Source organism: Arthrobacter sp. PsM3, from assembly GCF_030433895.1.
In the GTDB taxonomy this organism is placed as follows: Bacteria; Actinomycetota; Actinomycetes; order Actinomycetales; family Micrococcaceae; genus Arthrobacter.
Genome location: NZ_JARUXE010000026.1, coordinates 1 through 22,600 on the forward strand (window position 1 = coordinate 1; position 22,600 = coordinate 22,600).

A 22,600-nucleotide genomic window follows, 5' to 3' on the forward strand; every position below is an offset into this window, starting at 1 on the left:
GACGCCGATTCGCACGGACGCTACGCGGATCCGGGTAGCGCTGGGCCGGGAGCGTAGCGCGGAGCCGGGAGCGTCGCGCTCGGCCGGAAGCGTAGCGAAAGTCGCGCGGCAGGGGCCAGCCGGGGCGCGGGCGACCCCGGGCGACGCGCTTTCGGACAGGCGACGCCGATTCGCACGGACGCTACGCGGATCCGGGTAGCGCTGGGCCGGGAGCGTGGCGCTGGGCCGGGAGGGTAGCGCGGAGCCGGAAGCGTGGGGGAAAGTGGCGCGGCAGGGGCCAGCCGGTGCGCAGGTCAGATGGTGGGGCCGCGGAAGCGGGAGAACCCCCGCCAAAGGCCGTAGATGGCACCTCCGACGGTGGCGGCCTTGAGACCCAGGGTGGCCGCGCGCCGTCCGGAGCGGAAGTCGTAGATGGGCCAGTTGTTTTCACGGGCGTGGCGGCGGAGCCGGGCATCGGGGTTGATGGCCACGGGATGGCCCACCATGCTCAGCAGCGGGACGTCATTGTGCGAATCGCTGTACGCCCAGCACCGGCTCAGGTCCAGGCCCTCTGCCGCCGCCACCGCGCTCACAGCCACGGCCTTGGCGGGTCCGTGCAGGATCTCCCCGACCAGCCGCCCGGTGTAGGCGCCGTCCCGGACTTCGCCCACGGTGCCCAGTGCCCCGGTGAGGCCCAGCCGGGTCGAGATGACCGTGGCCACCTCGATCGGTGTCGCCGTCACGAGCCAGACCTTGCGGCCCACCCGGAGGTGCTGCTCGGCCAGGGCCTTGGCCCCCGGCCAGATCCGGGATTCAATCATCTCGTCATACACTTCTTCGCCGAGGGCCTCAATGTCCTTCACGGTGATGCCGCAGGCCAGGCCAAGGGCCGTGTCGCGAACGGCATGGACATCATCCAACTTCTCGCCGCGGAGCACGAACATAAGCTGTTTCCGGGCAATCCCGATCGCCTGGGGAATCGTGAAGGCCCCGCGCTGGTGCATCTTACGGGCCACATGGAACAGGCTGGCCCCCCGCATGAGGGTGTTGTCGACGTCGAAGAACGCGGCCTCGCCGTGCTGCGGTGCTGCAGCCGGCGCCGTGACCACAGCGACGTACTTCTCTTCGGACATGCCACGAGTCTAGTCAAAGCCCGCGCCGTTCCCGTCGCCGGGGCCGCAGCGGCGACGGATATGTCCGCCGCGTCGACGCGGAACGGGCTCCCGGGCTACCGTGGAGCCATGCCAAGCCCCGACGTCGTCCTCATCACCAAAGCTGACTGCCATCTCTGCTCGGCGGCGCGCGCCGCCGTCGACCGCGTCACAAAGAGCCTCGGGATCGGCTGGCGGGAGCAACCGGTGGACGGCGATGCCGAGCTGCGGGAACGCTTTGCGGAGGAGATTCCAGTGCTGCTGGTGGACGGTGTCCAGCGTGACTTCTGGAAGATCGACGAAACCCGGCTCGAGCGCACGCTGCGGCGCGCGCTGGGCCAGCAAGCTTGACGGGCGGAAGCGCCGGCTTTGTTCGCTGAACTGAGGGACCTCTAGAGTGGAAGACATGACGCCACTCAATGGAGCAGATAGTGACTTCGCTGGATTCATCCCCTGAGGCGGTGCCCGGGGGAGCAGGGACTGCCGCCAAGCAGATACCGCCCGCGGCCGTGGCCCGGCTGACCATCTACCTGCGCGCCCTCACCACCCTGCTTGCGGAGGGCGTCGACCGGGTCTCATCCGAATCGCTGGCCGAGGCCTCAGGCGTCAGCTCCTCCACTCTCCGCAAAGACCTGTCCTATGTGGGCTCCTACGGGACCCGGGGCGTCGGCTACGAAGTGCAGTACCTCAACCGGCACATTGCCGCGGCGCTGGGCCTGACGCACGACTGGAAGGTCGCCATCGTCGGCGCCGGCAACCTTGGCAAGGCGCTGGCCCGGTACGGCGGGTTCGAATCCCGGGGCTTCGACATTGTTGCGATTTTCGATGCGGACCAGATGGTGGTGGGCAGCGAGGTGGGCTGGCTGCGTGTCAGCGATGCTGCCGACCTCGAACCGGTGCTGCAGCGGACCGGAGCCAACATGGTGGTGCTGGCCCTGCCGGCCGCCGTGGCGCAGGACGTCTGCGACCGGGTGATTGCCGCCGGTGTGCGGAGCATCCTCAGTTTTGCCCCGGTGATGCTGCAGGTGCCGCCCGGGGTCAATCTGCGCAAGGTGGACATGGCCACTGAACTCCAGATCCTGGCCTATCACGCACAAAGGGCACAGGACCCGGAGGATGCTGACTAGTTCCAGTCAGCCTTCCGGCTCCCGCGCCCCTGCGCTGGTGTCTGGTGCTTAGGCCTGGTGGCTTAGAAGGGCCCGCCCGGCTGCCCGTACGGGTTGGCGAACGGCTGCCGCTTGGCGAAGTATGGCGACGTCGCCGGCAGGTACAGCATGACGATGCCCGCGATGCCCAGGACGACGGCCAGGGTGCCGAGGCTCGGCGGCAAGAGGCTGAAGATCGACAGGGCCGCGAAGACCGTGCCGAGGATCCGTGCCCAGTTCTTGCCCTTGCGCACGTTCAGTGCCACGAGGGCGTAGAGCCCGGCGCCGATGACGGCGAAAACCACGATGCTTCCGATCAGGACCCCTTTGAGGTCCTCGAATTTGACGTCGGCGCCGCTGCCTGCCATCTGCTGATTGAACATGTTCCGCATTTCGGGGGAGTCGACCATGCCTATCGACACCAGGAGGGAGATCACCCAGATGGCACCGGACGCGACAATGAGCCAGAAGGCCGTGTTGACGAGCTGGGGCATCCCCGGCTTGGCTGCCGGCTGGTCCGAGGGGTACTGGCTGTACGGGGACTGGCCGTACTGCGGAGCCTGCTGGCCATACCCGGGCTGGCCGTACTGCGGAGCCTGCTGGTTGTACTGGGGCTGGTTGGGCTGCGGCGCCTGCTGGTTGTACTGGGGCTGGTTGGGCTGCGGCGCGTTCTGCCCGTACTGGGGAATCTGCGGGGCGTTTTGCCCGTACTGCGGCGCCTGCTGGCCATACTGCGGCGCGGACGGGGCCTGGCCATACTGGGGCGCAGCGGGCGGAGTCTGTCCGTACTGCGGGGCGGACGGCGGCTGCTGGCCGTACTGGGGTGCGTTCTGGCCGTAGCGCGGTGTGGGCTGTTCGCCCGGCTCGGGGGCGTCCGGATTCTTCGGCGGGACTGGCGGGATGCTCATGGCGTTCCTTTGCGTGGCGGTCTGGTTCAGATACCGGAAACAGCTTCCTGCCCTGCCCCCAGCATGGTTTACGTCCACCGTACCGCGCGTCGCCGCCTGCGCGGATCATTCCTGCGAGGTATTCTCGGCGCCAACGCGGCGCCCACGCGGAGCCCGAATGAAGCCCGGATGTAGTTCGACATAAGCCGGATGGTGCCGTCCGTCGGCCGCCGTTCAGATGCGGCCCCGCAGCGAGACGAACCATGCCTGCGAGTTGGGCAGCCACATCAGAACAACCGCCGCCAGGCTGATGATGAAGCTGGGCCAGCTCCCGCCCCCACGGCCTTCGGCGGCGGCAGCGTTGAGGATGGCCAGCAGGAGGGAGATTCCGGCGACGATGGTGAGGGCGAAGCGGGCCCACTCGCGCCCTTCCTTCATCTTGATGGTCAGGATGATCTGCGCCGCTGCGAGCGCAAGTGCCACCAGAACCAGCAGGAGCACCACAAAACCCAGGGGAGGGATAACTGCCAGGAGCACGAATGACCCAAAGAGTCCGATGACACCGCCGAGCAGGCCCAGCAGTCCACCGATGAGCCAGATCCAATAGGAGACTTTCAGCTCTGTCGGCATCGCCGTGACCGTGAACATGCCGGAGAACCCGCCGACGGGCATAGCGTCATTGAAGTTCCGGGGCCGGTCCGTGGGCATTTCGAAGCGGAACCGGCCGGGCGCTTGCCCCTTCGCCTGGTAACCGGGAGGGGGCTGGTACCCCTGGGGAGGAGTCTGGTTCCCCGGCGGCGTCGAGTAACCCGGGGGCGCCTGGTTCCCTGGCTGCTGGTTGCCCCCGGACGCGGGCCATGAGGCCCGGGGCGGTTCGGAGCCTGCGGGCGGAACGCTGCCCGCCGTCGGGGGCTGGGCACCCGGCTGCTGCGGAGGAGGGACCTCATGGGGGTTGCTCATGGCTCTCACTGTAGACCGCGGATGTGCCGGTATCTAGGGAATCCGAGCGTGTTGCGGAGCATGTCGGGACGCCGCCAGACAGAGGACTGCCGGACGGCGCGGAAGGCCTGGCTGCTGCTCCGGCGACACCCCGGGCTGAACGCAAAAAACCCCGCTCCGTCACGGGGACGAAGCGGGGTGCCGGCGGCGCGTGGCCGCCAGCCGGCCAGTTCCTGGGGACCGGCCGGCCGGGCGTTCAGCGACTAGGCTGCGGGAGCGATGAAGGCCAGTTCGAGGTTGACGGCAACCTTGTCGCTGACGAGCACGCCGCCGGCTTCGAGGACTGCGTTCCAGGTCAGGCCGAAGTCCTTGCGGCTGATCGTGGTCTCGGCGGACAGGCCGGCGCGGGTCATGCCGAACGGGTCGACGGCAACGCCGTTGAATTCGGTCTCGAGGGCCACCGGACGGGTAACACCCTTGATAGTGAGCTCGCCCTGGAGCTCGTAGGCGTCACCCTTGGGGACGATGTTGCTGGAGACGAAGGAGATTTCCGGGAACTTCTCGACGTCGAAGAAATCTTCGCCGCGGACGTGGCCGTCGCGGTTGGCGTCGCCGGAGTCGAAGCTAGCGGTCTTGATCGAGGCGTTAACCTTCGAGTCGGCAACGTTCTCGGCGAGGTCCAGGGTGGCCTCGGCATCCTTGAACTGGCCGCGGACCTTGCTGATGCCGGCGTGGCGGACGGTGAAGGCAATCTCGCTGTGTGAGTTGTCGAGGGTCCAGGTGCCGGTGGTGACGTTAGCGGGAAGTGCCATGGTGTTGCTCCTTGTGTCGGGTGGGCCGTGCAGTGGGTCTGATCGTCAGCCAAAGCTTCATTTGTTGAAGTCTCAACTAACTGCTTCACCCAGTATAAACATGTATTTGCATCTTTTATTCCAACTCCGGGGAACATTTCGAAAAACTCTTGAGTTCTACTTCTTGTAGAAGATTTCGTCATTGCCCCTGCCCTTTGAGAAACTGGTACACATGCCCCAAGCCACTGTTCATTTGCTCCGCCACGGCGAGGTCTACAATCCCGACGGCGTCCTGTACGGCAGGCTGCCCGAGTTCCACCTGTCCGAGCTCGGCCGGGAGATGGCCCGGACGCTTGCGGAGCACTTCAGTGAGCGGTCCGGGCGGGGGGCGAAGATTGTCCATCTCGCCGCCTCGCCGCTGACCCGTGCGCAGGAGACGGCGCAGCCCATCGCCGAGGCCCTGAACCTGGCGATCACCACCGAGGCCCGGATCATCGAGGCCGAAAACTACTTCGAGGGGCTGCACGTCGACAAGGCGGAGATCCTCAAGCCGAAGCACTGGCCCATGCTGCGCAACCCGTTCCGGCCGTCCTGGGGCGAGCCCTACAAGGAACAGGCCGCCCGGGTCATCGCCGCTGTCCACGATGCCCGGCTGCGGGCCATCGAACTCGGCGGCGACGGCGCCGAAGCGATCCTCGTCAGCCACCAGCTGCCGATCTGGGCCACCCGGCTCAGCGCCGAGGGCAAGCCCCTGTGGCATGATCCGCGCAAACGCGAATGCACCCTCACCTCGGTCACGTCCCTGGTGTTCGACGACGCCGGGAACCTCCTGCGGGTCGAGTACAGCGAGCCCGCTGCCGCCCTTCTTCCCGGTGCGTCCAGCACCCCCGGAGCCTGACATGGCCGGAAACCGCGGAAGCGCGTCACCCGTGTCCCGCCGCAGCGTCCTGACAGCGGGCGGTGCGGCCCTCGCCGTCGTGCTGGGTCTCACTGGCTGTGCGCAGGAGGATGCGCTGGCCAAGCAGGCCAAGGCCGGCGACAACAAGAACTACGTGGCCGGCGACGGGTCGGTGACGGAATTCGCCGTCGCGGACCGCAAGAGCCCCGTTGCCATCAAGGGCACGCTCTTCGACGGCACCGCGGTGACGGCCGAGGCCTTCCAGGGCAAGGTGACCGTGCTCAACTTCTGGTTCGCGGCCTGCGCGCCGTGCCGGGTGGAGGCGCCCTCGCTGGAGGCCCTGCACCAGGACTTCAAGAGCCAGGGCGTGCAGTTCTTCGGCGTCAACCTACGCGACGAGAAGGCCACGGCGGACGCGTTCGACAGCACCTTCAACCTGACCTACCCGAGTTTCAACGACAAGGACGGCGCCGTCCTGCTGGCCGTTTCCGGCCTGGTCCCCCCCGGGGCGGTGCCGACCACGCTGGTGCTGGACAAGCAGGGCCGCGTGGCGTCCCGTGTCCTCGGTGAAATCCAGAAGGGCACCCTGAAGTCCCTCATCGCCGCGGCCGTGGCCGAGTAGCGGACAGGCCGCCCACCGTGAACAGCCCCTTCGCCGAAGCCATCCTCAGCGGTTCGCTGCTCCTTGCCATCCCCGTGGCGCTGCTCGCCGGTTTCGTCTCCTTCCTCTCTCCCTGTGTGCTGCCCCTCGTGCCGGGGTATCTGGGCTACGTCACGGGACTGACCGGCGTCGACCTCCAGAAGCAGAAGCGCGGCCGCATGCTTGCCGGCATCGGGCTCTTTGTGCTCGGCTTCTCGGTGATCTTTGTGCTGCTCGGCGGGGCGTTCGGGCAGCTGGGGACGCTGATCACCGGCACGCAGAACGCCTGGATCACGCAGGTCCTGGGCATCCTCGTGATCATTATGGGTGTCGTGTTCATGGGCGGGTTCGGCTGGCTGCAGCGCGACGCGAAGATCCAGTCCAAGCCGCCGGCCGGGCTGTGGGGCGCGCCGCTGCTGGGCATCACCTTCGGGCTGGGCTGGGCGCCGTGCATCGGCCCGACCTACTCCGCGGTGCAGCTGCTGAGCCTTTCCGGTGGATCCTCGGCGGCCAAAGGTGCGTTCCTGGCGTTTGTCTATAGCCTTGGTCTGGGCATTCCCTTCCTGCTGATCGCGCTGGCCGTACGCCGCGGCATCGGCGTGATGTCCTTCTTCCGCAAGCACCGGCTCGCCATCCAGCGCATCGGCGGCGGGATCCTGGTCGGGCTCGGCCTGCTGATGGCCACCGGAGTGTGGGGGACCTGGGTCTCCGAGTTGCAGTACTGGTTCCAAACCGATGTGAAATTGCCGATCTGATGAGCGAGCGAGTGAACGTAGAGAAGAAGTCCCCAGCCCCCGGCAACACGCCCGATGGCACCGAACCCGACGGCGCCCAACCCGGCAACACGCCCGACGGCACCCAACCCGGCGGCAAGCGTGGCGACAAGTCCGGTGGCAGGCGCGCCGGCGGCGCCAGCCCTGTCGCGGCCGCGAAGGCTGAGGCTGTCCTGCCCACGCTGGGCCCGGTGGGCATGCTCCGCTGGGCCTGGACCCAGCTGACCAGCATGCGCACCGCGCTGTTCCTGCTGCTGATGCTGGCGGTGGCCGCGGTGCCCGGGTCGCTCTTCCCGCAGCGGCCCACCAACCCCTCGGTCGTCACGCAGTACATCAAGGACCACCCGGACTACGGCAAGATCCTCGACTCGCTCCAGCTCTATGATGTGTACTCCTCGGCGTGGTTCTCCGCCATCTACATCCTGCTGTTCGTCTCCCTGATCGGCTGCGTGGTCCCGCGGGCCATCGCGCACTACAACGCGATGCGGTCCCAGCCGCCGCGAACCCCCGCCCGGCTGTCCCGGCTGCCCGAATACGGCACGCTGGTCATTCCCGCGGACGCCGGGATCCCGGCGTCGCGCGCCATCACGGATGCCGCGGCGCTGCTGAAGAAGCGCGGCTACCGCGTCGACGTCCGCGACCGCGACGGCGCCCGGCCGTCGGTGGGTGCGGAACGCGGGTTCCTGCGCGAAGTCGGCAACCTGGTCTTCCATACCTCACTGATCGGCGTGCTCGTGTCCGTTGCGGTCGGCGGGCTGTTCGGCTACAGCGGGCAGCGGATCCTCGTGGAGGGCGACACTTTCGTGAACACCCTCGTGGGCTACGACCAGTTCACGCCGGGCACCAACTTCCAGAGCAGCCAGCTGCAGCCCTACTCGGTCCAGCTGGACAAATTCCAGATCACCTTCGACCGGGAGTCCAAGGGCAAGTTCGGCCAGCCCATCGACTTCAAGGCCGACGTGACCACGAAGGAAACCCCGGATGCCCCCGCCAAAAAAGAGGTGCTGAAGGTCAACGACCCGCTCAGCCTCGGCGGAACCAGCCTGTACCTCACGGGCAACGGCTATGCCCCCGTGGTGACAGTCCGCGACGGCGCCGGCAACATCGCCATGCAGGGCCCGGTGGTCGCCAAGCTCCAGGGCGACAACTACTACTCCTCCGTGGTCATCAAGGTCCCCGACGCCAAGCCGGAGCAGCTCGCCTTCGCCGGCTTCTTCCTGCCTACGGCCTTCGTCACCGACAAGGGCGTCTCCTTCAGCGGCGATCCCGAGCTGATCAACCCGCAGCTGACCTTGAACTCCTATTACGGTGACCTCGGCCTGAACGACGGGTCCCCGCAGAACGTCTTCGAGCTCGATGTGAAGAAGCTGACCCCGCTCAACGCCCGGAACCTTGAGACCAAGGGCATCATCCTGACGCCGGGAACCACCCACACCCTGCCCGACGGCAAGGGGACCATCAGCTTCGACGGCGTGAAGCGGTACGTCGGCGTCGACATCCACCACAATCCGGGGCAGCTTTACGCCCTGATCTTCGCGCTCCTGGCGGTGGCCGGCCTGGTCACCTCCCTGTATGTGAACCGGCGCCGGGTCTGGGTCCGGACCGGGACCCACGCGGACGGGCGCACCATGGTCGAGTACGGGCTCCTGGCCCGCGGCGAAGACCACCGGCTTGCCAGCGAAGCTACCGCGGTCCGCAAGCTCCTTGCGGGCGCGTGGGATCTTGACGACTCCCAGTCGGCTCCCAGCGGGGGAGTGGATAATGACCGGGCGGATACCACGCTGCCCGGTGCCGGTGCTGAGCAGGACTCCCCGGACCACCCCGCAGCAGACTTCATCCAGTCAACAGCAGGCTCTTCCGAGTCAAAGAAGGATCAGTAATGTTCCCCATCAACGAAACCATGGGCCAGTACAGCGAGTTGTTCATGCTCCTCGCGGCAGGCACCTACACGGTGGCTTTCATCGCCTTCGCCTGGGATCTGGCCAAGAGCAGCAAGATGCTGCGCGCGGTGGACCTTCGGGCCGCTGAACTGGCAGCTGCCGAGGCCGGCCGTGTTCCGGTGGGTGCCGGCGTCGGCGCCTCTTCCGCGGCGGTTGACCGGGCCGATTCCGATGTGGCCGGGCCAGTTGGCCGGGCCGAGCGCCCGTCCTCTTCCTCGGCGCACGCCGCTGCCGGGAACGCCTCGGGCATCGGAGGGACCGCCGACGGCGCCATGCGCTACTCCGCCGAGCGCCGCGCCCCCGCACGGGTGGCCGTCGCCCTGACGGTCCTGGGTGTCGCCATCCACGCCGCCGGCGTCATCACCCGGGCCATCGGCTCGGGCCGGGTGCCGTGGGGCAACATGTACGAGTTCCTCACCACCGGCGCGTTCGTGGTGGTGGCCGTCTTCCTGGTGGTCCTGATCAAGCGCGACCTGCGCTTCCTGGGCACCTTCGTGGTGGGCCTGGCGATCATCATGCTCGTGGCCGCCTCGGTGGCTTACTGGACGCCGGTGGGCCACCTCGTTCCCGCGCTGCAGAGCTACTGGCTGATCATCCACGTCTCGATCGCCGTGATGTCCTCCGCGCTGTTCACCCTGACGTTCGCAATGTCTGCGCTGCAGCTCGTCCAGTCGCACCGGCAGAAGACCATCGCCGCCGGCGGTACCGACAAGCTGGGCTTCATGCGCCTGGTGCCGTCCGCGCTGAGCCTCGAGAACCTCTCCTACCGGATCAACGCCATCGCGTTCGTCGGCTGGACCTTCACGCTGATGTTCGGTGCGATCTGGGCCGAGAAGGCCTGGGGCCGTTTCTGGGGCTGGGACACCAAGGAAGTCTGGACCTTCGTGATCTGGGTGGTCTACGCAGGCTACCTGCACGCCCGCGCCACCCGGGGCTGGACCGGCACCCGTGCGGCCTGGCTGTCGATCGTGGGCTACCTTTGCGTGGTCTTCAACTTCACGATCGTGAACCAGTTCTTCAACGGCCTGCACTCCTACTCGGGGCTGTAGCCCGCACCCGTTTTCCGCGATTCGTCACGAATGGCCGCTAAGCCGCCCGGCTTGGCGGCCATTTGCGTCAGTTGGATGGGCGCGGGTTCGGCTTAGCGGCCATTTGCGTCAGATGGGCAGCGGGGCCGGGGGACCTGCGTCCGGAATCCAAGGTCGGTTCGGCCCGGGGATGCTTTCCATGGCTGCGCTGGCCCACAGACTCCATCAATTTGCCACGAACGGCCGCTATGCCGTCCCGGTCAACGCCCATTCGCCACAAGTGGCCGCTAAGACGCCCGACTTAGCGGCCATTCGCGTCAGATGGGTGACCGGGTGCCTGGGATAGCGGCCATTCCCGTCAGATGGGTGAACCTGCGCCGGCCTAGCGGCCATTCCCGTCAGATGGGTGGGCGCGTGCCCTGCGCGGTGGGCTCGAACCCGGTGCAGGGGTCCAGCCGCGCTCCGTCAGCGCACTCCGCACCCTGGTCACGGCAGTCGGTTCCAGGCCGGGGGCGGCCGAGTCCAGGTCCCGCTGCGTCAATACGACAACGCGCCACCCGGCATCCCGGGCACTCTCGTCCCTGAAGATGTCGCTGCGACGCTGCGCCGGATCCGCGTGGTGCGCGCCGTCGTACTGGATCGCGATCCTTTCCCGCTCATAGGACAAGTCCGGGTCCTGGATCCAGCATCCGTTCTCGTCGAAGATCGGGACGTTGACTCCGGGCTCCGGCAGACCGTGGCGAACCAGCAGCAGCCGGAGCTCGGTCTCTTTGGGGGAGTCCGTGTTGGCGCGCATCAGAGCCCGGGCACGCATGGCGCGCCGGTAGCCCTTCCTTCCTCTTTTTCCGGCGAGGAAGGCGTCCAGCGCATCGACCGTTGCCAGCGGATTCCTTCGTCGCAGCAGGAAGTCGCCGGCCATCACCAAATCATCCGGGGTTAGTATCCCGGCGAGGTCGAACCACGTCCGCAGTGGGGAGGTGCAGCTCACCCAGACGCCGGTTACGATCTCGTCCGGTTCGAGAGACTGCTGATGGCCCACGACATACTTGTGCCGCACAGCCCGTTTGCCAGGACCACCCGTCAGGTGGATGGCAGCCAGGTTGTCCAATGCAAGCGGCAGTGGAAAGCCCCACAGCATTGCTGCAGACAGATGGCTCACGACGCCTCCCGTCACAGCGGCCAAGGCGCGCAGCCGTTCCAGCATAGGGTCCTGCGTGGTGACCGCTGTGCGCACTCCGTGGCAGGGGTTGATGAGGTCCTGTGCCCGGATACGACGCCGGCTCAGCCCGGCAGCGCGGGCCTGGGCCACGGTGAAAGGCCGGGTTCGAAGCTGCAGGGGGAGGTCGTTGGCAGGTCGCATACAAGCATTCTGCGTCCGTCAGGAGCGGGCTCCGAGGTTATCCACAGAGTGGAGGAGATGTGCCAATAGGCAAGCAGGCATCAGTAGAACAGGCAATCTTGCTCTGGTCCATGCAGGATTGGCTCATGCCGCGCAAAGAAGTCTTCACCTTTTCACTCGAAGTTGAACTCGATGATGTCGGGGCGACTCGGCGGTTCAATCAGCAATGGGAAGACCAGAGCGGTGCCGCCGACGGCCCTGAGGTCTCCAGGTCGGATGAGCGGGAACTGGCTTCGAGGGCATCCGCAAGACTGGTAGCCCAGGCGTTTACGTCCCAACGGGGGGAAACCGGCCTCAGCCTTCGCTCGTTGCGAGTCATGGACTAGTACGCCGGGAGAGCCCGGGAAAGGAAGCCGGGAAAGGAATCAGGGAGGGCCCGGAGCAGGGCTACTTGACCTCGTCGGTGCCCTGCGTGTCGCCGCTGCCGCGGGCTTCGCCGGACTCGGAGCCGTGGGTGGTGTCCGAGGTGCCCTTGCCGCCGTCGACCTTGCGCTCCTTGGCGTCCAGTTCGGCCTTGAGCTTCTTGAGCCGGTCGGCTTCAGCCTGGTTGCGGCGGCGGATTTCGAGGTTGCGCAGGAAGTCCGGGTCGTCGTCGGGCGCGAGGGTATGGCTGTAGCTGGTGCGCGCGGGGGCGGTGTCGCGCGGCCGGCCGATGAGGAACCAAAGGACGGCGCCGATCACGGGAAGGACGATCTGCACGACAATCCAGGCAGGCTTCGAAATTCCCTTGGTTTGGCGCGAATCGGTGCGGATCACGTCGATGAGTCCGTAGACGAAGACAACGAGTACTGCGACGGCAACCACTACACGGAGAAGCATGATTTCAGTTTAGCCGTCGGGGGACTTCCCGGCGCCTCCTGTCGTGCCGGAGCGCACAATGCAGCCCCGGTGGAGAGGGCCCGCTGCCGGCGGCTAAACTTGGGGTGTGGCTTTCCTGAAATACTCCCTGATCCGGCTGGCGCTCTTCGCGCCTTTGTTCGCGCTGTTCGTCTACCTCCAGCTCGGCTGGCTGCTGGCCGTCCTCTGCGCAGGAATGATGGCGTTCGCGATCAGCTTCATCTTCTTCCAGAAGCAGCGCGACGCCGCTGCCGCGTCGCTCCAGCGTCAGTTCTCGGGCAAGGGCAAGCCTTTGCGCAGTGCCGGGGAAGTGGAAGACGCCGACGTCGAAGACCGCCTCGTCGACGCGAACCCGGACATCACCGTCCACACGGACGCACGCCCGAAGGACTCCTAGCTCCTCACTGGGTTGTGGAACCGCGGACGCCTGGCTCCCGCACTTCCTGGAACCCGTGTGCCGCCAGCGTCGTCAACAGCCGCACAAACCCCAGCCGCCCGCGGTGCCCCTAGAACCCGTGGCTCAGGATCAGGCCCAGTGAAAAGAGCACCGCGTAGCCGAGGTTGATCAGCCCGGTCTGCTTGAGTACCGGAATCAGGCTCTTGCGCCGCCGGCCGGCGATCATCAGCCAGGACGGCATCAGGCTGGCCGGGATCAGCAGCAGCACGATCAGCATCCACGGCCGGGAAGGCGCCAGAACTATCGGCAGCAGGATCGCGACCGCCAGCATCAGCACGTAGCTTTCCCGGGCATGCTTGTCGCCGAGCCGGACGGCCAGGGTCTTCTTCCCGGCCTTCCGGTCGGTGGGGATGTCGCGGACGTTGTTGGCCATGAGCAGTGCGCAGGCGATCAGGCCGGTGCCGATCGCGCCGATGATGGCGGCGAGGCTTATCTGCCCCGCCTGCGTGTAGGTGGTGCCGAGGGTGGCCACAAGCCCGAAGAACACGAAGACGAACAGATCGCCCAGGCCGAGGTACCCGTACGGATTCTTCCCGCCCGTGTAGCCCCACGCCGCGAGGACGCAGCCCAGGCCCACCAGGATCAGCCACCACGTCTGCGAGAGGATGACCAGGGCCAGGCCGAACACCATGGCCAGCCCGAACGCGGCGAACGCGGCGTACTTGACGTGGTCGGGCTTCGCAGCGCCGGAGCCGACCAGCCGGAGCGGTCCCACCCGGTCCTCATCGGTACCCCGGATGCCGTCCGAGTAGTCGTTGGCGTAGTTCACGCCGATCTGCAGCAGCAGGGCCACCAGTGCGGCCAGGACGGCGTTGAGCGGAATGAACGAGTCCATCTCGTACGCGGCCGCCGTACCGATCAGGACAGGCGCGATCGCGGCCGGCAGGGTGCGCAGTCGGGCGCCTTGGATCCATTGAGCGGCTGTAGCCACGTGTCAGTACCTCGTGTTGGTTTGGCGAATCCGGGAGTGCCCGGCTGATCTATTTTCCCTGATGCAGCTCTGTGAGCCGAACCGTCATGCTCAGGCGGTCCGGTTTGCCGTTCGGCAGCATCAGCAGTTCACCGGCGGCGAGCACGGTCTTCGGGGCCAGCGCGCCCAGTGCCGGCGCCCAGGGGGCTCCCGCGGTGAAGCCCTCGAGGCCCTGCGGGGAGCTGTCCGCCACCGCCACATACGCGGCGATCGCCTGGCCCCACTCGGCGGAGGGGACGCCGGCGACAAAGGCGGCCCGCACGCCGTCGAGCTTCTCCAGCTCCGCCTGCACATGCGCGGCGGAGACCTTCACGCCGCCGCTGATGACGACGTCGTCGGCCCGGCCCAGGACGGTCAGCTTCCCGGTGGCGTCGATGGAGCCGAGGTCGCTGGTGCGGTACCAGCGGATGCCGTCCTCTTCGAAGAAGGCGTCGGCGGTGAGCCCGGGGTCGCCGAGGTAGCCGGCCGCGAGGGTGGCGCCGCCCAGCAGGATACGACCGTCGCCCTCCACCCGGGCCAGCACGTCCTCGATCGGGAAGCCGTCATAGACGCAGCCGCCGCAGGTTTCCGCGGAGCCGTAGGTGGTGACCACGCGTGCGCCGGCGTCGCGGGCGGCGGCCAGCAGTTCGGGCGAGGCGGGGCCGCCGCCGAGCAGGATGCCGTTGAAGCGGCGCAGCACCGCCAGGGTGTCGGCCGACGGCGCGTCCAGCAGCCGCTGCAGCTGGGTGGGCACGAGCGAGGTGAAGCGGATCTTGTCCGTGAGCTCCAGGGCGGCGGCGGTGAACGCCTCCGGGGTGAAGCCGCCGGAGAGGTCCATGACCCACGGCCTGGTCCCGGCGAAGAGCGAGCGGACCAGCACCTGGACCCCGGCCACATACTGCACGGGCAGGGCCAGCAGCCACTGGCCCTCGCCCTTGAGTGCGAAGGCGGTCGCCACGGAGGACGCCGCCAGCGCATCCACGGTGAGGACCGTCGCCTTGGGCGTGCCGGTGGAACCGGAGGTCCGCACCACGACGGCGGCGTCCTCATAGCCGGGCGTTTCGACCAGCTCCACGACCGTGGATCCGTCCGGCCCGGCGGAGAGTTCGACGGCGGGGCCCTCGCCGCCGAGGGCAGCGGCCAGCGCCTTCAGCGCGGGCTCGATGTTCACAGCTCCGGAAGTCACGAGGGCCGCCTTAGAAGTAGTACGGGAACTTGGACCAGTCCGGATCGCGCTTCTCCAAGAAGGCTTCCTTGCCTTCCACCGCCTCGTCCGTCATGTAGGCCAGCCGGGTGGCTTCGCCGGCGAAGACCTGCTGGCCGGCGAGGCCGTCGTCGGCCAGGTTGAAGGCGAATTTGAGCATCCGGATGGCCTGCGGGGACTGCCGGGCGATGTCCGCGGCGTACTCCAGTGCGACGTCCTCGAGCCGTTCGTGGTCCACGGCCTCGTTCACGGCGCCCAGCCGGACCATGTCCTCGGCGGAGTATTCGCGGGCCAGGAAGAAGATCTCCCGCGCGGCCTTCTGGCCGATCTGGCGGGCCAGCAGCGCGGAGCCGTAGCCGGCGTCGAAACTGCCCACCGTGGCGTCGGTCTGCTTGAACTTGCCGTGCTCGCGGGAGGCGATGGTCAGGTCGGCGACGACGTGCAGCGAGTGCCCGCCGCCGGCTGCCCAGCCGTTCACGACGGCTATGACCACCTTGGGCATGGTCCGCATGAGCCGCTGGACCTCGAGGATGTGCAGCCGGCCGGCGCGGGCCGGGTCGATGGTCTCCTTGGTCTCGCCCTCCGCATAGCGGTAGCCGTCGCGGCCGCGGATCCGCTGGTCGCCGCCGGAGCAGAACGAGTGGCCGCCGTCCTTGGGGGAGGGGCCGTTGCCGGTGAGCAGCACGGTGGCCACGTCCGGGGTCATCCGGGCGTGGTCCATGGCGCGGTAGAGTTCGTCCACGGTGCCGGGGCGGAAGGCGTTGCGCACCTCGGGCCGGTCGAAGGCGATGCGGACCGTGGGCAGGTCGCGGAGCACGGTGCCGTCCGCGGAACGCTCCACCTGCCGGTGGTAGGTCATGTCCTGGAAATCGTCGAAGCCGGTCACAGTGCGCCAGCGGGTGGGGTCAAAAACGTCGGACACCTTGGCGGGGATTTCGTTGCTCACAGTCCGAGTCTAGTAATCGCCTCAGCTGATGCAGAACTCGTTGCCTTCCGGGTCCGCCATGGTGTGCCAGGAATGCGGTCCCTCGCTGGCGGTCCAGAGGTACGTGGCGCCGCGCGCCTCCAGGGCTTTGCGCGCCTCGTCCTTGTCCGCGCCGGCCAGGTTGACATCCCAGTGGATCCGGTTTTTGACCGTTTTTTCCTCCGGGGCCGTCTGGAACAGGATGCGCCGGGCGGGCGGTTTGGCGTCGAGGTCCTCGGGCGGGCGGATGGCGGCGCCGGTGCGCCAGACGAGTTGGCCGTGGTGCAGCTTGGTTTCGGCCTCCGTGGCGAAGCCCTGCTCGATCATGGAGCGGATGAAGTTCTCGTCCTGCGGCTCCACGGCCCAGTCGAGGGTTTCGGCCCACCAGTCGGCGAGCTCATGCGGGTTCCGGCAGTCGACGGCGATCTGGATGTTCAGTGTCATGGAAAGAACCTACGACGTCGGCCCGGCCTGCGGTAGGTCCCCGAGGAGGTTTCCGCCCGCCTCCCAGCAACGCGGGGTCACATCGCGCCCATGCGGGGCCCCGGCATGGGCCGGATGTGACCCCGCGTTGTTGTGTGGGCGCGTTGCTGGTTGGGGGATTAGCCCTGGACTTTTTGGAGCTGCTCCATCACATCCGGCGGGATGGCGTAGATGAAGACGACCGCCAGCAGGTTTTTGGAGGCGTGGACGAAGTACGAGAACATCACGTTCTTCCCGGTCCAGACGTAGACGAACACCAGGACCGTGCCCATTGCGAGGTAGGGCAGCAGTACCGGCAGGGTCAGGTCCTCCTGGCCGACAATGTGCAGGGCCGCGAACAGCACCACCGACAGGACGCAGCACACCCAGACGTTCACCTTCCGGCTCAGCTTGCCAATCAGCAGGTGGCGGAAAATGTACTCCTCCACAAACGGCCCCACGATCACCAGCAGGGGCACCATCAGCCAGGCCGGAACCTGCTGCATCAGCGCCTGCAGGCCGGCCTGGTTGGCGGACGTCTGCACGGGCCCGGAGAGCGAGACGAGGACCGCGGTCAGGATCATCATGGCCACCACGGCCAGGGGGACCATCATCGCGGTGAACCAGGGCCTCGTCGCGAGCACCCGAAGGTCACGGGCGGCGACGTGCCGGACAGCGGCCAGGGCCAGGATGCCGATGCCGCCATAGAAGATCAGGTTTACGGAGTAGGACGCCACGGCAGGGTTCGGCGAGAGCTGGAGCATCAGCGGGACCAGCAGTCCGCCTGCGACGGCGAAAAAGGCGGCCACCGCCACGTACAGGCCGGCCGTGATGAAATCGAGCCGCGAGAACCGGTAAAGTTCCGGCCGCGGGGCGGGTGGTGTGCGGAGAACGGTGCCCATGCCACCAGCCTAGCGCCGCGGCAGGGCTGCTGAGCGAAGGACAGCCGGTCATTCCGGCGCCACGGTGGTGCCGCCGGAGGGCCGCCGCCGCAAGGGTGCCGCCGGACGGCCCCGGTCGACGACGGCGGCGCTCGCCGCCGGGGCCCCGCCCGACTGCGGCAGGAGCCCCAGTACCCCACGAACAGCCGACGGTGTCATACTGGACGACGCACACCGCCGCCGCACGGGGCACAACGCACGACGCCGACGCACACCGCCGCCGGGCCGGCTGGCACCTACTTGCGAGGACTCCTTGAGCGAACATCTCCGCCTTTCGGGCGTATCCCATGGTTACGGGGACCGCCAACTGTTTGCCGGCGTCGAAATTGCCATCACAGCCGGCGAACACGTGGCGATCGTCGGCGAAAACGGCGCGGGAAAGTCCACCCTGCTCCGGATCCTGGCCGGGCTGGAGGCCCCTGACGAGGGCGCCGCCATCAGCCAGGGCCGCGTCGGCTATCTTGCCCAGACCCTTGGCCTGCCGGCTGCGTTCACCGTGAGCAATGCGATCGACGCCGCGCTCGAATCGCTTCGCGCCATGGAGGCCGAGATGGACCGCCTGGAAGACGGGCTGGCCGGTGCGGAGGCCGACGAACTGGAGCGCTACGGGAACCTGCAGACTCAGTACCAGCTCAGGGAAGGCTACGCCGCGGAATCCCGGGTGGAGGCGGCGCTGGACCGGCTTGGCCTGGGCGGTCTGGACCGGATGCGGACCCTGGGCTCGCTCTCCGGCGGGGAGCAGGAACGCGTCGCACTGGCATGCGTGCTGGCCGATCCCGCGGACATCCTCCTCCTGGACGAACCCACCAACCACCTGGACGCCAGCGGCACGGCCTGGCTGGAGGCACGGCTGGCCGCGCACCGCGGAACCGTGGTGGTGGTTTCCCACGACCGCGTCCTGCTGCGCAAAGTGGCCTCAACCGTGATTGAGGTGGATGCCGAACGCCTCACGGTCAACCGCTACGGCAACGGCTATGAAGGCTACCTGCGGGAGAAAGCGGCCGAACGCGAGCGCTGGGCGCAGCAGTACCACGGGTGGCTGGATGCGATGGCGGCCGAACGGCTCCAGGCGGACACCGTCGCGGGGAAGATGGGCTACGCCCGCCAGCGCGACAACGACAAGATGGGGTTCGACTTCAAAGCCGGCACGTGGCAGAAAGCGGCCACCAGCAAGGTCCGCAACGCCCAGGAGCGCCTCCGCAGGCTGGAGGAAAGCCCCATCGACCGTCCGCCGGTGCCCCTGAAGCTGGCCACGGATCTGCGGGCGGACGTTGCAGCGGGCCCCGCCCTTGAGGCGCGGGGAGTGAGCGTGCCGGGCCGACTGGAACCAACGGACTTCCGGGTGGAGGCGGGCCAGAAGATCCTCATCACCGGTCCCAACGGGGCAGGCAAGTCCACGCTGCTCGCCGTCCTCGCGGGCACGCTGGAACCGGCCCGGGGCAGCGTGGTGCGGCACGGCCGGATCGGGTACCTGCAGCAGGAGCTCGAGCTCCCGCAGCGCCCGGGGCTGCGTCTCCTGCCCGCATTCGCCGCGGGCCTGGGCGGCAACATCGATGAGCACGCCGAGGCACTGCTGCGGCTCGGGCTGTTCCGGACCAGCGAATTCCACGTCCCCGTGGGCAGCCTGTCCGCAGGTCAACAGCGCCGGCTGGCACTGGCCCGGCTCCTCCTGGGCGGGTTCGGGACGATGCTCGTCGATGAGCCCACCAACCACCTGGCGCCCGTGCTGGTGGAACAGCTCGAAGCGGCCCTCTCGGACTTTGCCGGGACACTGGTGATGGTCAGCCACGACCGCGCGTTGGGGGAGTGGTTCAGCAACTGCGCCCGTGACAAGAGCACCGGCCACGGCGCAGGGGCCGGCGATGCGGCCGGGAACTGGCTCAGGTACGGGATGCGCGACGGCGCCCTGGCATAACTGACGGACCCGCCGGTATTAAACGGGCCAAATTCGAACATTATTCGACAATGCGGCCTAAAGGGCGCCGGTAATTAGTGAAAATACTCCGCTGATGTTGCCCCCGTCACGTCCGGGCCCTGAATGCTAGTACGATGGATGAGCCGCGCGAACTTCGACGCTTGTGAGGTTCGGTACATGTCTTGGTCCCTGCAAGTGGTCCAAGCCCGAATTTTGTGTACTTGGATCCACGGCGCCTTCCCGGCCATACCTCGACCTACAAGGAAACAGCTGTGCCATCAAACACCCCCACAGAACTTAAGAGCCCGACGGCGCCACCCGCCGTCGTCGACTCAACTCTCAGCGCCGAGGGCTACCAGAAGTCCCTGAGCGGTCGCCAGGTCACCATGATCGCAATGGGCGGCGCCATCGGCGTCGGCCTGTTCATGGGTGCCGGCGGGCGGCTGGCCTCCACGGGTCCCGCGCTGATCTTCTCCTACGCTCTGGCCGGCGTCATCGCCTACCTGCTGATGCGCGCCCTGGGCGAGCTCATCATGTACCGCCAGACGTCGGGCTCCTTCGTCAGCTACGCCGGCGAAATGTTCGGCAAAAAGGGCGCGTACCTGTCCGGCTGGATGTACTTCATCAACTGGGCCATGACCGGCATCGCCGAGCTCATCGCGATCGGCCTGTACTTCCAGTTCTTCTTCCCCAACGTGCCGGTGGAACTCTCGGCCATCGCGGCGCTGCTGCTGCTGGTGGGCGTCAACCTCCTGAGCGTCAAGGCGTTCGGCGAATTCGAGTTCTGGGCCTCCGTCCTCAAGGTCGGCGCCATCCTGATCTTCCTGGCCGTGGGCACCTTCATGGTGGTCACCAACGCCCAGGTGGGCTCCGGCCACGCCTCGGTCAGCAACCTCTTCGCAGCCGACGGCGGAATGTTCCCCAAGGGCGGGCTGGTCATGATCCTGGTCCTGAACGCCGTGATCTTTGCCTACAACGGCATCGAGCTCGTCGGTATCACCGCCGGTGAAATGCAGGATCCGGCCAAGGAAGTTCCCAAAGCCATCCGCGCCGTCGTCTTCCGCATCGTGGTCTTCTACGTCGGGTCCGTCACCCTCCTGGCCATGCTGCTTCCCTCCGACCAGTACGTGGCCGGCACCTCGCCGTTCGTCACCGTGTTCGGGCAGATGGGCCTCGGCTGGATGGGCGATGTCATGAACATGATCGTTATCACCGCCGCACTGTCCTCCTGCAACTCGGGCCTGTACTCGATCGGCCGGGTTTTCCGCACCATGGCCAACAATGGACATGCCCCCCACTGGCTGACCAAGATGTCCAAGACCCACGTGCCGTACGCCGCCATCCTGGCCATCGGCGCCGTCTACCTCGTCGGCATCCTGCTCAACATCTGGCTCGGCGGCTCGCACGCCTTCGACCTCGCGCTGAACTCCGCATCGATCGGCGTGATCTTCACCTGGGGCGCCATTTTCGCCAGCCAGATCGCGCTGCGCAAGACCAAGGGCAAGGTCTCCTCGCTGCCCGCGCCGGGCGGCGTCTGGACCAGCTGGGCCGGCCTGATTTCCCTGCTCGTCATCACGGTGCTGATCGGCTTCGACACCATGACCAGCAAGACCGGCGAAGTGTTCCAGCTTGGCCTCTGGACCCTGGCGACCATCCCGTTCTTCGCGCTCCTGCTGTGGCTTGGCTGGCAGAAGGTCAAGAACAACGAACCGACGAACGCACTCTTCAACTAGCGCGTTCACTGAAGTACGACGACGGCGACGGTCACCGGCGTCGCGACGTCAAGACAAACGCGACGTCAAGACAAAAGGGGAGCGCCGAGGCGCTCCCCTTTTGTCTGCCCGTGAGCTACAGGCCCGGCATGAGGTGCGCGGCGAAGTGGTCCTCGATCCGCTGCCAGGCCTCCGCCGCCGCATCCGGGTCCGGCCTGATGCCCATGACGCGGAAGAGCGGCCGGAGTGGACGCGGGCCCACCTCGGAGTCGTTCATGAAGCCGTGGCCGGCGCCAACGAACTCCTTGATGTCGTTCTCGATGCCCAGGGTGTCCAGGGTGGCTGCGAGTTTCGCCGCGGCCCCGGGCAGGGTGCGGTCCGCCTTGCCGAAGTTGCCCACCACGGGACATGCTCCCCGCAGGGCTTCCTCCGGGTTCTTGGGCAGCCTGCCGTAGTTCACAGCTGCTGCATCGAAGCCGTCCCTGGCGACAAGCAGGGCGAAGCCCCCGCCCATGCAAAAGCCAATGACGCCGATCTTGCCGGTGGTGCGCCCCGACTGCTCCAGCCACTCCCTTGCGACAGCCAGGTCGGTGAAGGCCTTGCCGGTGCCGGACGCGAGCGAGCGCATGGTGGAAACCAGGCAGCGGCGCGTTCCGCCGTCGCTGAACAGGTCCACCGCCAGCGTCAGATACCCGGCCGCTGCCAACCGGTCCGCCTGGCGCCGCGAGACGTCGTTGAGGCCGAACGCCTCATGGATCATCAGGACGGCGGGAAACGGGCCCGTTCCTTCCGGCTCCGCGAGGTAGCCGCGCAGGTTCGGGGATCCGGGGGCGGTTCCCGGTCCGTTTCCAGCCGCACTGCCGGTCGCGCTGAGGTCGATCATGGTCATGGTGCGTGCCTTCCGTCGGCGGATGCTGTTGCCCCGAGAATCTCACAAACGCGGGGCCACCAAGGGCGGCCCGCCGCAAGGTTCACGGCAGCGGTGCATTGGGCGCATTGGACGCCGCTGGACTGGCCGCCGGAGACGGGCTTCCCTCCGGGGGCGCTCCGGCGCTCCGGCGCCGCGGTGGCGCCTAACCTCGCATCCATTGAACGAGGATGGCCGCTATTCGGGCCGGTTTAGCAGCCATTTGTGGCAAATGGACGCTCCCGGGCGCCTACAAACAGGTGTGCCCCGATGCCATCAATTCGGCACAAAAAAGCGGCGTCGGACATCCCCCAAAGGAAGGTCCGACGCCGCCGTCATCCGTAAAGGACTAATCCTTTTTGAAGGTGTCCTTGACGTTTTCGCCGACCTTCTTTGCGTCGGCTACGACCTGGTCCTTCTGGCCCTCGGCGCGCAGCTGGTCATTGTTCGTCGCGTTGCCGGTGGCTTCTTTGGCCTTGCCGCCCAGGTGCTCCGCTTCGTTCTGAATCTTGTCTCCGATACCCATGGTGTGAACCACCTTTCGTTTCCGGTTGAAATTCAACGTCCGTCCACAATAACACAAAGCATGCTTACTAAATCAAGAGGGATTCCTGTTCAGGTCGGAATCCGGTGGGAAGCGAGTCGGAACCAGGTGGGAATCAACTGGGATTCCGGCGCCGGA

At 67.2% G+C, this 22,600-nt stretch carries 23 protein-coding genes; 10 read left to right on the plus strand and 13 right to left on the minus strand.

Features of this window, described 5'->3' with window-relative positions:
• Positions 1-293: 293 nt before the first annotated feature.
• On the minus strand, positions 294-1,112 hold the full coding sequence (locus QCD75_RS14285) for an HAD family hydrolase (protein ID WP_301229682.1): 819 nt from the start codon (positions 1,110-1,112) through the stop codon (positions 294-296).
• A gap of 108 nt (positions 1,113-1,220) precedes the next feature.
• Between QCD75_RS14285 and QCD75_RS14290 the strand changes: the two genes are divergently transcribed.
• Entirely contained in the window at positions 1,221-1,481 is a 261-nt protein-coding gene (locus QCD75_RS14290) for a glutaredoxin family protein (RefSeq protein ID WP_301229684.1), read from the plus strand.
• Between the two features lie 80 nt (positions 1,482-1,561).
• Positions 1,562-2,257: a redox-sensing transcriptional repressor Rex gene (locus QCD75_RS14295; RefSeq protein ID WP_116765279.1), complete on the plus strand. Its 696-nt coding sequence runs from the start codon at positions 1,562-1,564 to the stop codon at positions 2,255-2,257.
• A gap of 62 nt (positions 2,258-2,319) precedes the next feature.
• On the opposite strand, the gene QCD75_RS14300 is transcribed toward QCD75_RS14295, so the two are convergent.
• The 3 genes from QCD75_RS14300 to QCD75_RS14310 form a co-directional block, all read right to left on the minus strand.
• On the minus strand, positions 2,320-3,183 hold the full coding sequence (locus tag QCD75_RS14300; RefSeq protein ID WP_301229688.1) for a hypothetical protein: 864 nt from the start codon (positions 3,181-3,183) through the stop codon (positions 2,320-2,322).
• A 213-nt stretch (positions 3,184-3,396) separates the two neighbouring features.
• Complete coding sequence (locus QCD75_RS14305; RefSeq protein WP_301229690.1) at positions 3,397-4,122, minus strand: hypothetical protein; 726 nt, start codon at positions 4,120-4,122, stop codon at positions 3,397-3,399.
• Between the two features lie 242 nt (positions 4,123-4,364).
• Positions 4,365-4,913 (minus strand): YceI family protein, encoded by a 549-nt coding sequence (locus QCD75_RS14310; protein ID WP_301229692.1) that lies wholly within the window; start codon positions 4,911-4,913, stop codon positions 4,365-4,367.
• A 211-nt stretch (positions 4,914-5,124) separates the two neighbouring features.
• Between QCD75_RS14310 and QCD75_RS14315 the strand changes: the two genes are divergently transcribed.
• The 5 genes from QCD75_RS14315 (at position 5,125) to ccsB (ending at position 10,192) form a co-directional block, all read left to right on the plus strand.
• Positions 5,125-5,790 (plus strand): histidine phosphatase family protein, encoded by a 666-nt coding sequence (locus QCD75_RS14315; RefSeq protein ID WP_301229694.1) that lies wholly within the window; start codon positions 5,125-5,127, stop codon positions 5,788-5,790.
• 1 nt (position 5,791) lies between these two features.
• Positions 5,792-6,412 (plus strand): TlpA family protein disulfide reductase, encoded by a 621-nt coding sequence (locus QCD75_RS14320; RefSeq protein ID WP_301229696.1) that lies wholly within the window; start codon positions 5,792-5,794, stop codon positions 6,410-6,412.
• 17 nt (positions 6,413-6,429) lie between these two features.
• A complete protein-coding gene (locus tag QCD75_RS14325; protein ID WP_301229698.1) occupies positions 6,430-7,185 on the plus strand; it encodes a cytochrome c biogenesis CcdA family protein in 756 nt (251 codons plus the stop codon).
• 215 nt (positions 7,186-7,400) lie between these two features.
• Positions 7,401-9,083 (plus strand): cytochrome c biogenesis protein ResB, encoded by a 1,683-nt coding sequence (gene resB, locus QCD75_RS14330; protein ID WP_301229822.1) that lies wholly within the window; start codon positions 7,401-7,403, stop codon positions 9,081-9,083.
• Entirely contained in the window at positions 9,083-10,192 is a 1,110-nt protein-coding gene (gene ccsB / locus QCD75_RS14335) for a c-type cytochrome biogenesis protein CcsB (RefSeq protein ID WP_301229700.1), read from the plus strand. Before resB ends, ccsB begins: the two co-directional genes overlap by 1 nt.
• 361 nt (positions 10,193-10,553) lie before the next feature.
• Here ccsB and QCD75_RS14340 read toward each other — a convergent pair whose 3' ends face one another.
• Both QCD75_RS14340 and QCD75_RS14345 read right to left on the minus strand, forming a co-directional pair.
• Positions 10,554-11,531, minus strand: a complete 978-nt coding sequence (locus QCD75_RS14340; protein WP_301229702.1) for a hypothetical protein — start codon at positions 11,529-11,531, stop codon at positions 10,554-10,556.
• A 426-nt stretch (positions 11,532-11,957) separates the two neighbouring features.
• Complete coding sequence (locus QCD75_RS14345; RefSeq protein ID WP_301229704.1) at positions 11,958-12,389, minus strand: PLD nuclease N-terminal domain-containing protein; 432 nt, start codon at positions 12,387-12,389, stop codon at positions 11,958-11,960.
• Between the two features lie 106 nt (positions 12,390-12,495).
• Here QCD75_RS14345 and QCD75_RS14350 point away from each other — a divergent pair, with 106 nt between their 5' ends.
• Positions 12,496-12,804: a DUF4229 domain-containing protein gene (locus tag QCD75_RS14350; protein ID WP_301229706.1), complete on the plus strand. Its 309-nt coding sequence runs from the start codon at positions 12,496-12,498 to the stop codon at positions 12,802-12,804.
• 109 nt (positions 12,805-12,913) lie between these two features.
• Here QCD75_RS14350 and QCD75_RS14355 read toward each other — a convergent pair whose 3' ends face one another.
• The 5 genes from QCD75_RS14355 to QCD75_RS14375 form a co-directional block, all read right to left on the minus strand.
• Complete coding sequence (locus tag QCD75_RS14355) at positions 12,914-13,795, minus strand: 1,4-dihydroxy-2-naphthoate polyprenyltransferase (protein WP_301229708.1); 882 nt, start codon at positions 13,793-13,795, stop codon at positions 12,914-12,916.
• Positions 13,796-13,844: 49 nt separating this feature from the next.
• Entirely contained in the window at positions 13,845-14,999 is a 1,155-nt protein-coding gene (locus tag QCD75_RS14360; protein ID WP_301229710.1) for an AMP-binding protein, read from the minus strand.
• A 10-nt stretch (positions 15,000-15,009) separates the two neighbouring features.
• A complete protein-coding gene (locus tag QCD75_RS14365; protein WP_301229712.1) occupies positions 15,010-15,963 on the minus strand; it encodes a 1,4-dihydroxy-2-naphthoyl-CoA synthase in 954 nt (317 codons plus the stop codon).
• Positions 15,964-15,984: 21 nt separating this feature from the next.
• Complete coding sequence (locus QCD75_RS14370) at positions 15,985-16,425, minus strand: VOC family protein (RefSeq protein ID WP_301229714.1); 441 nt, start codon at positions 16,423-16,425, stop codon at positions 15,985-15,987.
• 158 nt (positions 16,426-16,583) lie between these two features.
• Positions 16,584-17,345 carry a CPBP family intramembrane glutamic endopeptidase gene (locus QCD75_RS14375; protein ID WP_301229716.1) on the minus strand — a complete coding sequence of 254 codons (762 nt, stop codon included), beginning with the start codon at positions 17,343-17,345 and terminating at the stop codon, positions 16,584-16,586.
• Positions 17,346-17,637: 292 nt separating this feature from the next.
• Here QCD75_RS14375 and QCD75_RS14380 point away from each other — a divergent pair, with 292 nt between their 5' ends.
• Both QCD75_RS14380 and QCD75_RS14385 read left to right on the plus strand, forming a co-directional pair.
• Positions 17,638-19,299, plus strand: a complete 1,662-nt coding sequence (locus tag QCD75_RS14380) for an ABC-F family ATP-binding cassette domain-containing protein (protein WP_301229718.1) — start codon at positions 17,638-17,640, stop codon at positions 19,297-19,299.
• A 272-nt stretch (positions 19,300-19,571) separates the two neighbouring features.
• Positions 19,572-21,032, plus strand: coding sequence for an amino acid permease (locus tag QCD75_RS14385; protein WP_301229720.1), 1,461 nt, complete (start codon positions 19,572-19,574; stop codon positions 21,030-21,032).
• Between the two features lie 115 nt (positions 21,033-21,147).
• On the opposite strand, the gene QCD75_RS14390 is transcribed toward QCD75_RS14385, so the two are convergent.
• Both QCD75_RS14390 and QCD75_RS14395 read right to left on the minus strand, forming a co-directional pair.
• Complete coding sequence (locus QCD75_RS14390) at positions 21,148-21,900, minus strand: dienelactone hydrolase family protein (protein WP_301229722.1); 753 nt, start codon at positions 21,898-21,900, stop codon at positions 21,148-21,150.
• A 367-nt stretch (positions 21,901-22,267) separates the two neighbouring features.
• Positions 22,268-22,444 (minus strand): CsbD family protein, encoded by a 177-nt coding sequence (locus tag QCD75_RS14395; protein WP_301229724.1) that lies wholly within the window; start codon positions 22,442-22,444, stop codon positions 22,268-22,270.
• Positions 22,445-22,600: the final 156 nt, after the last annotated feature.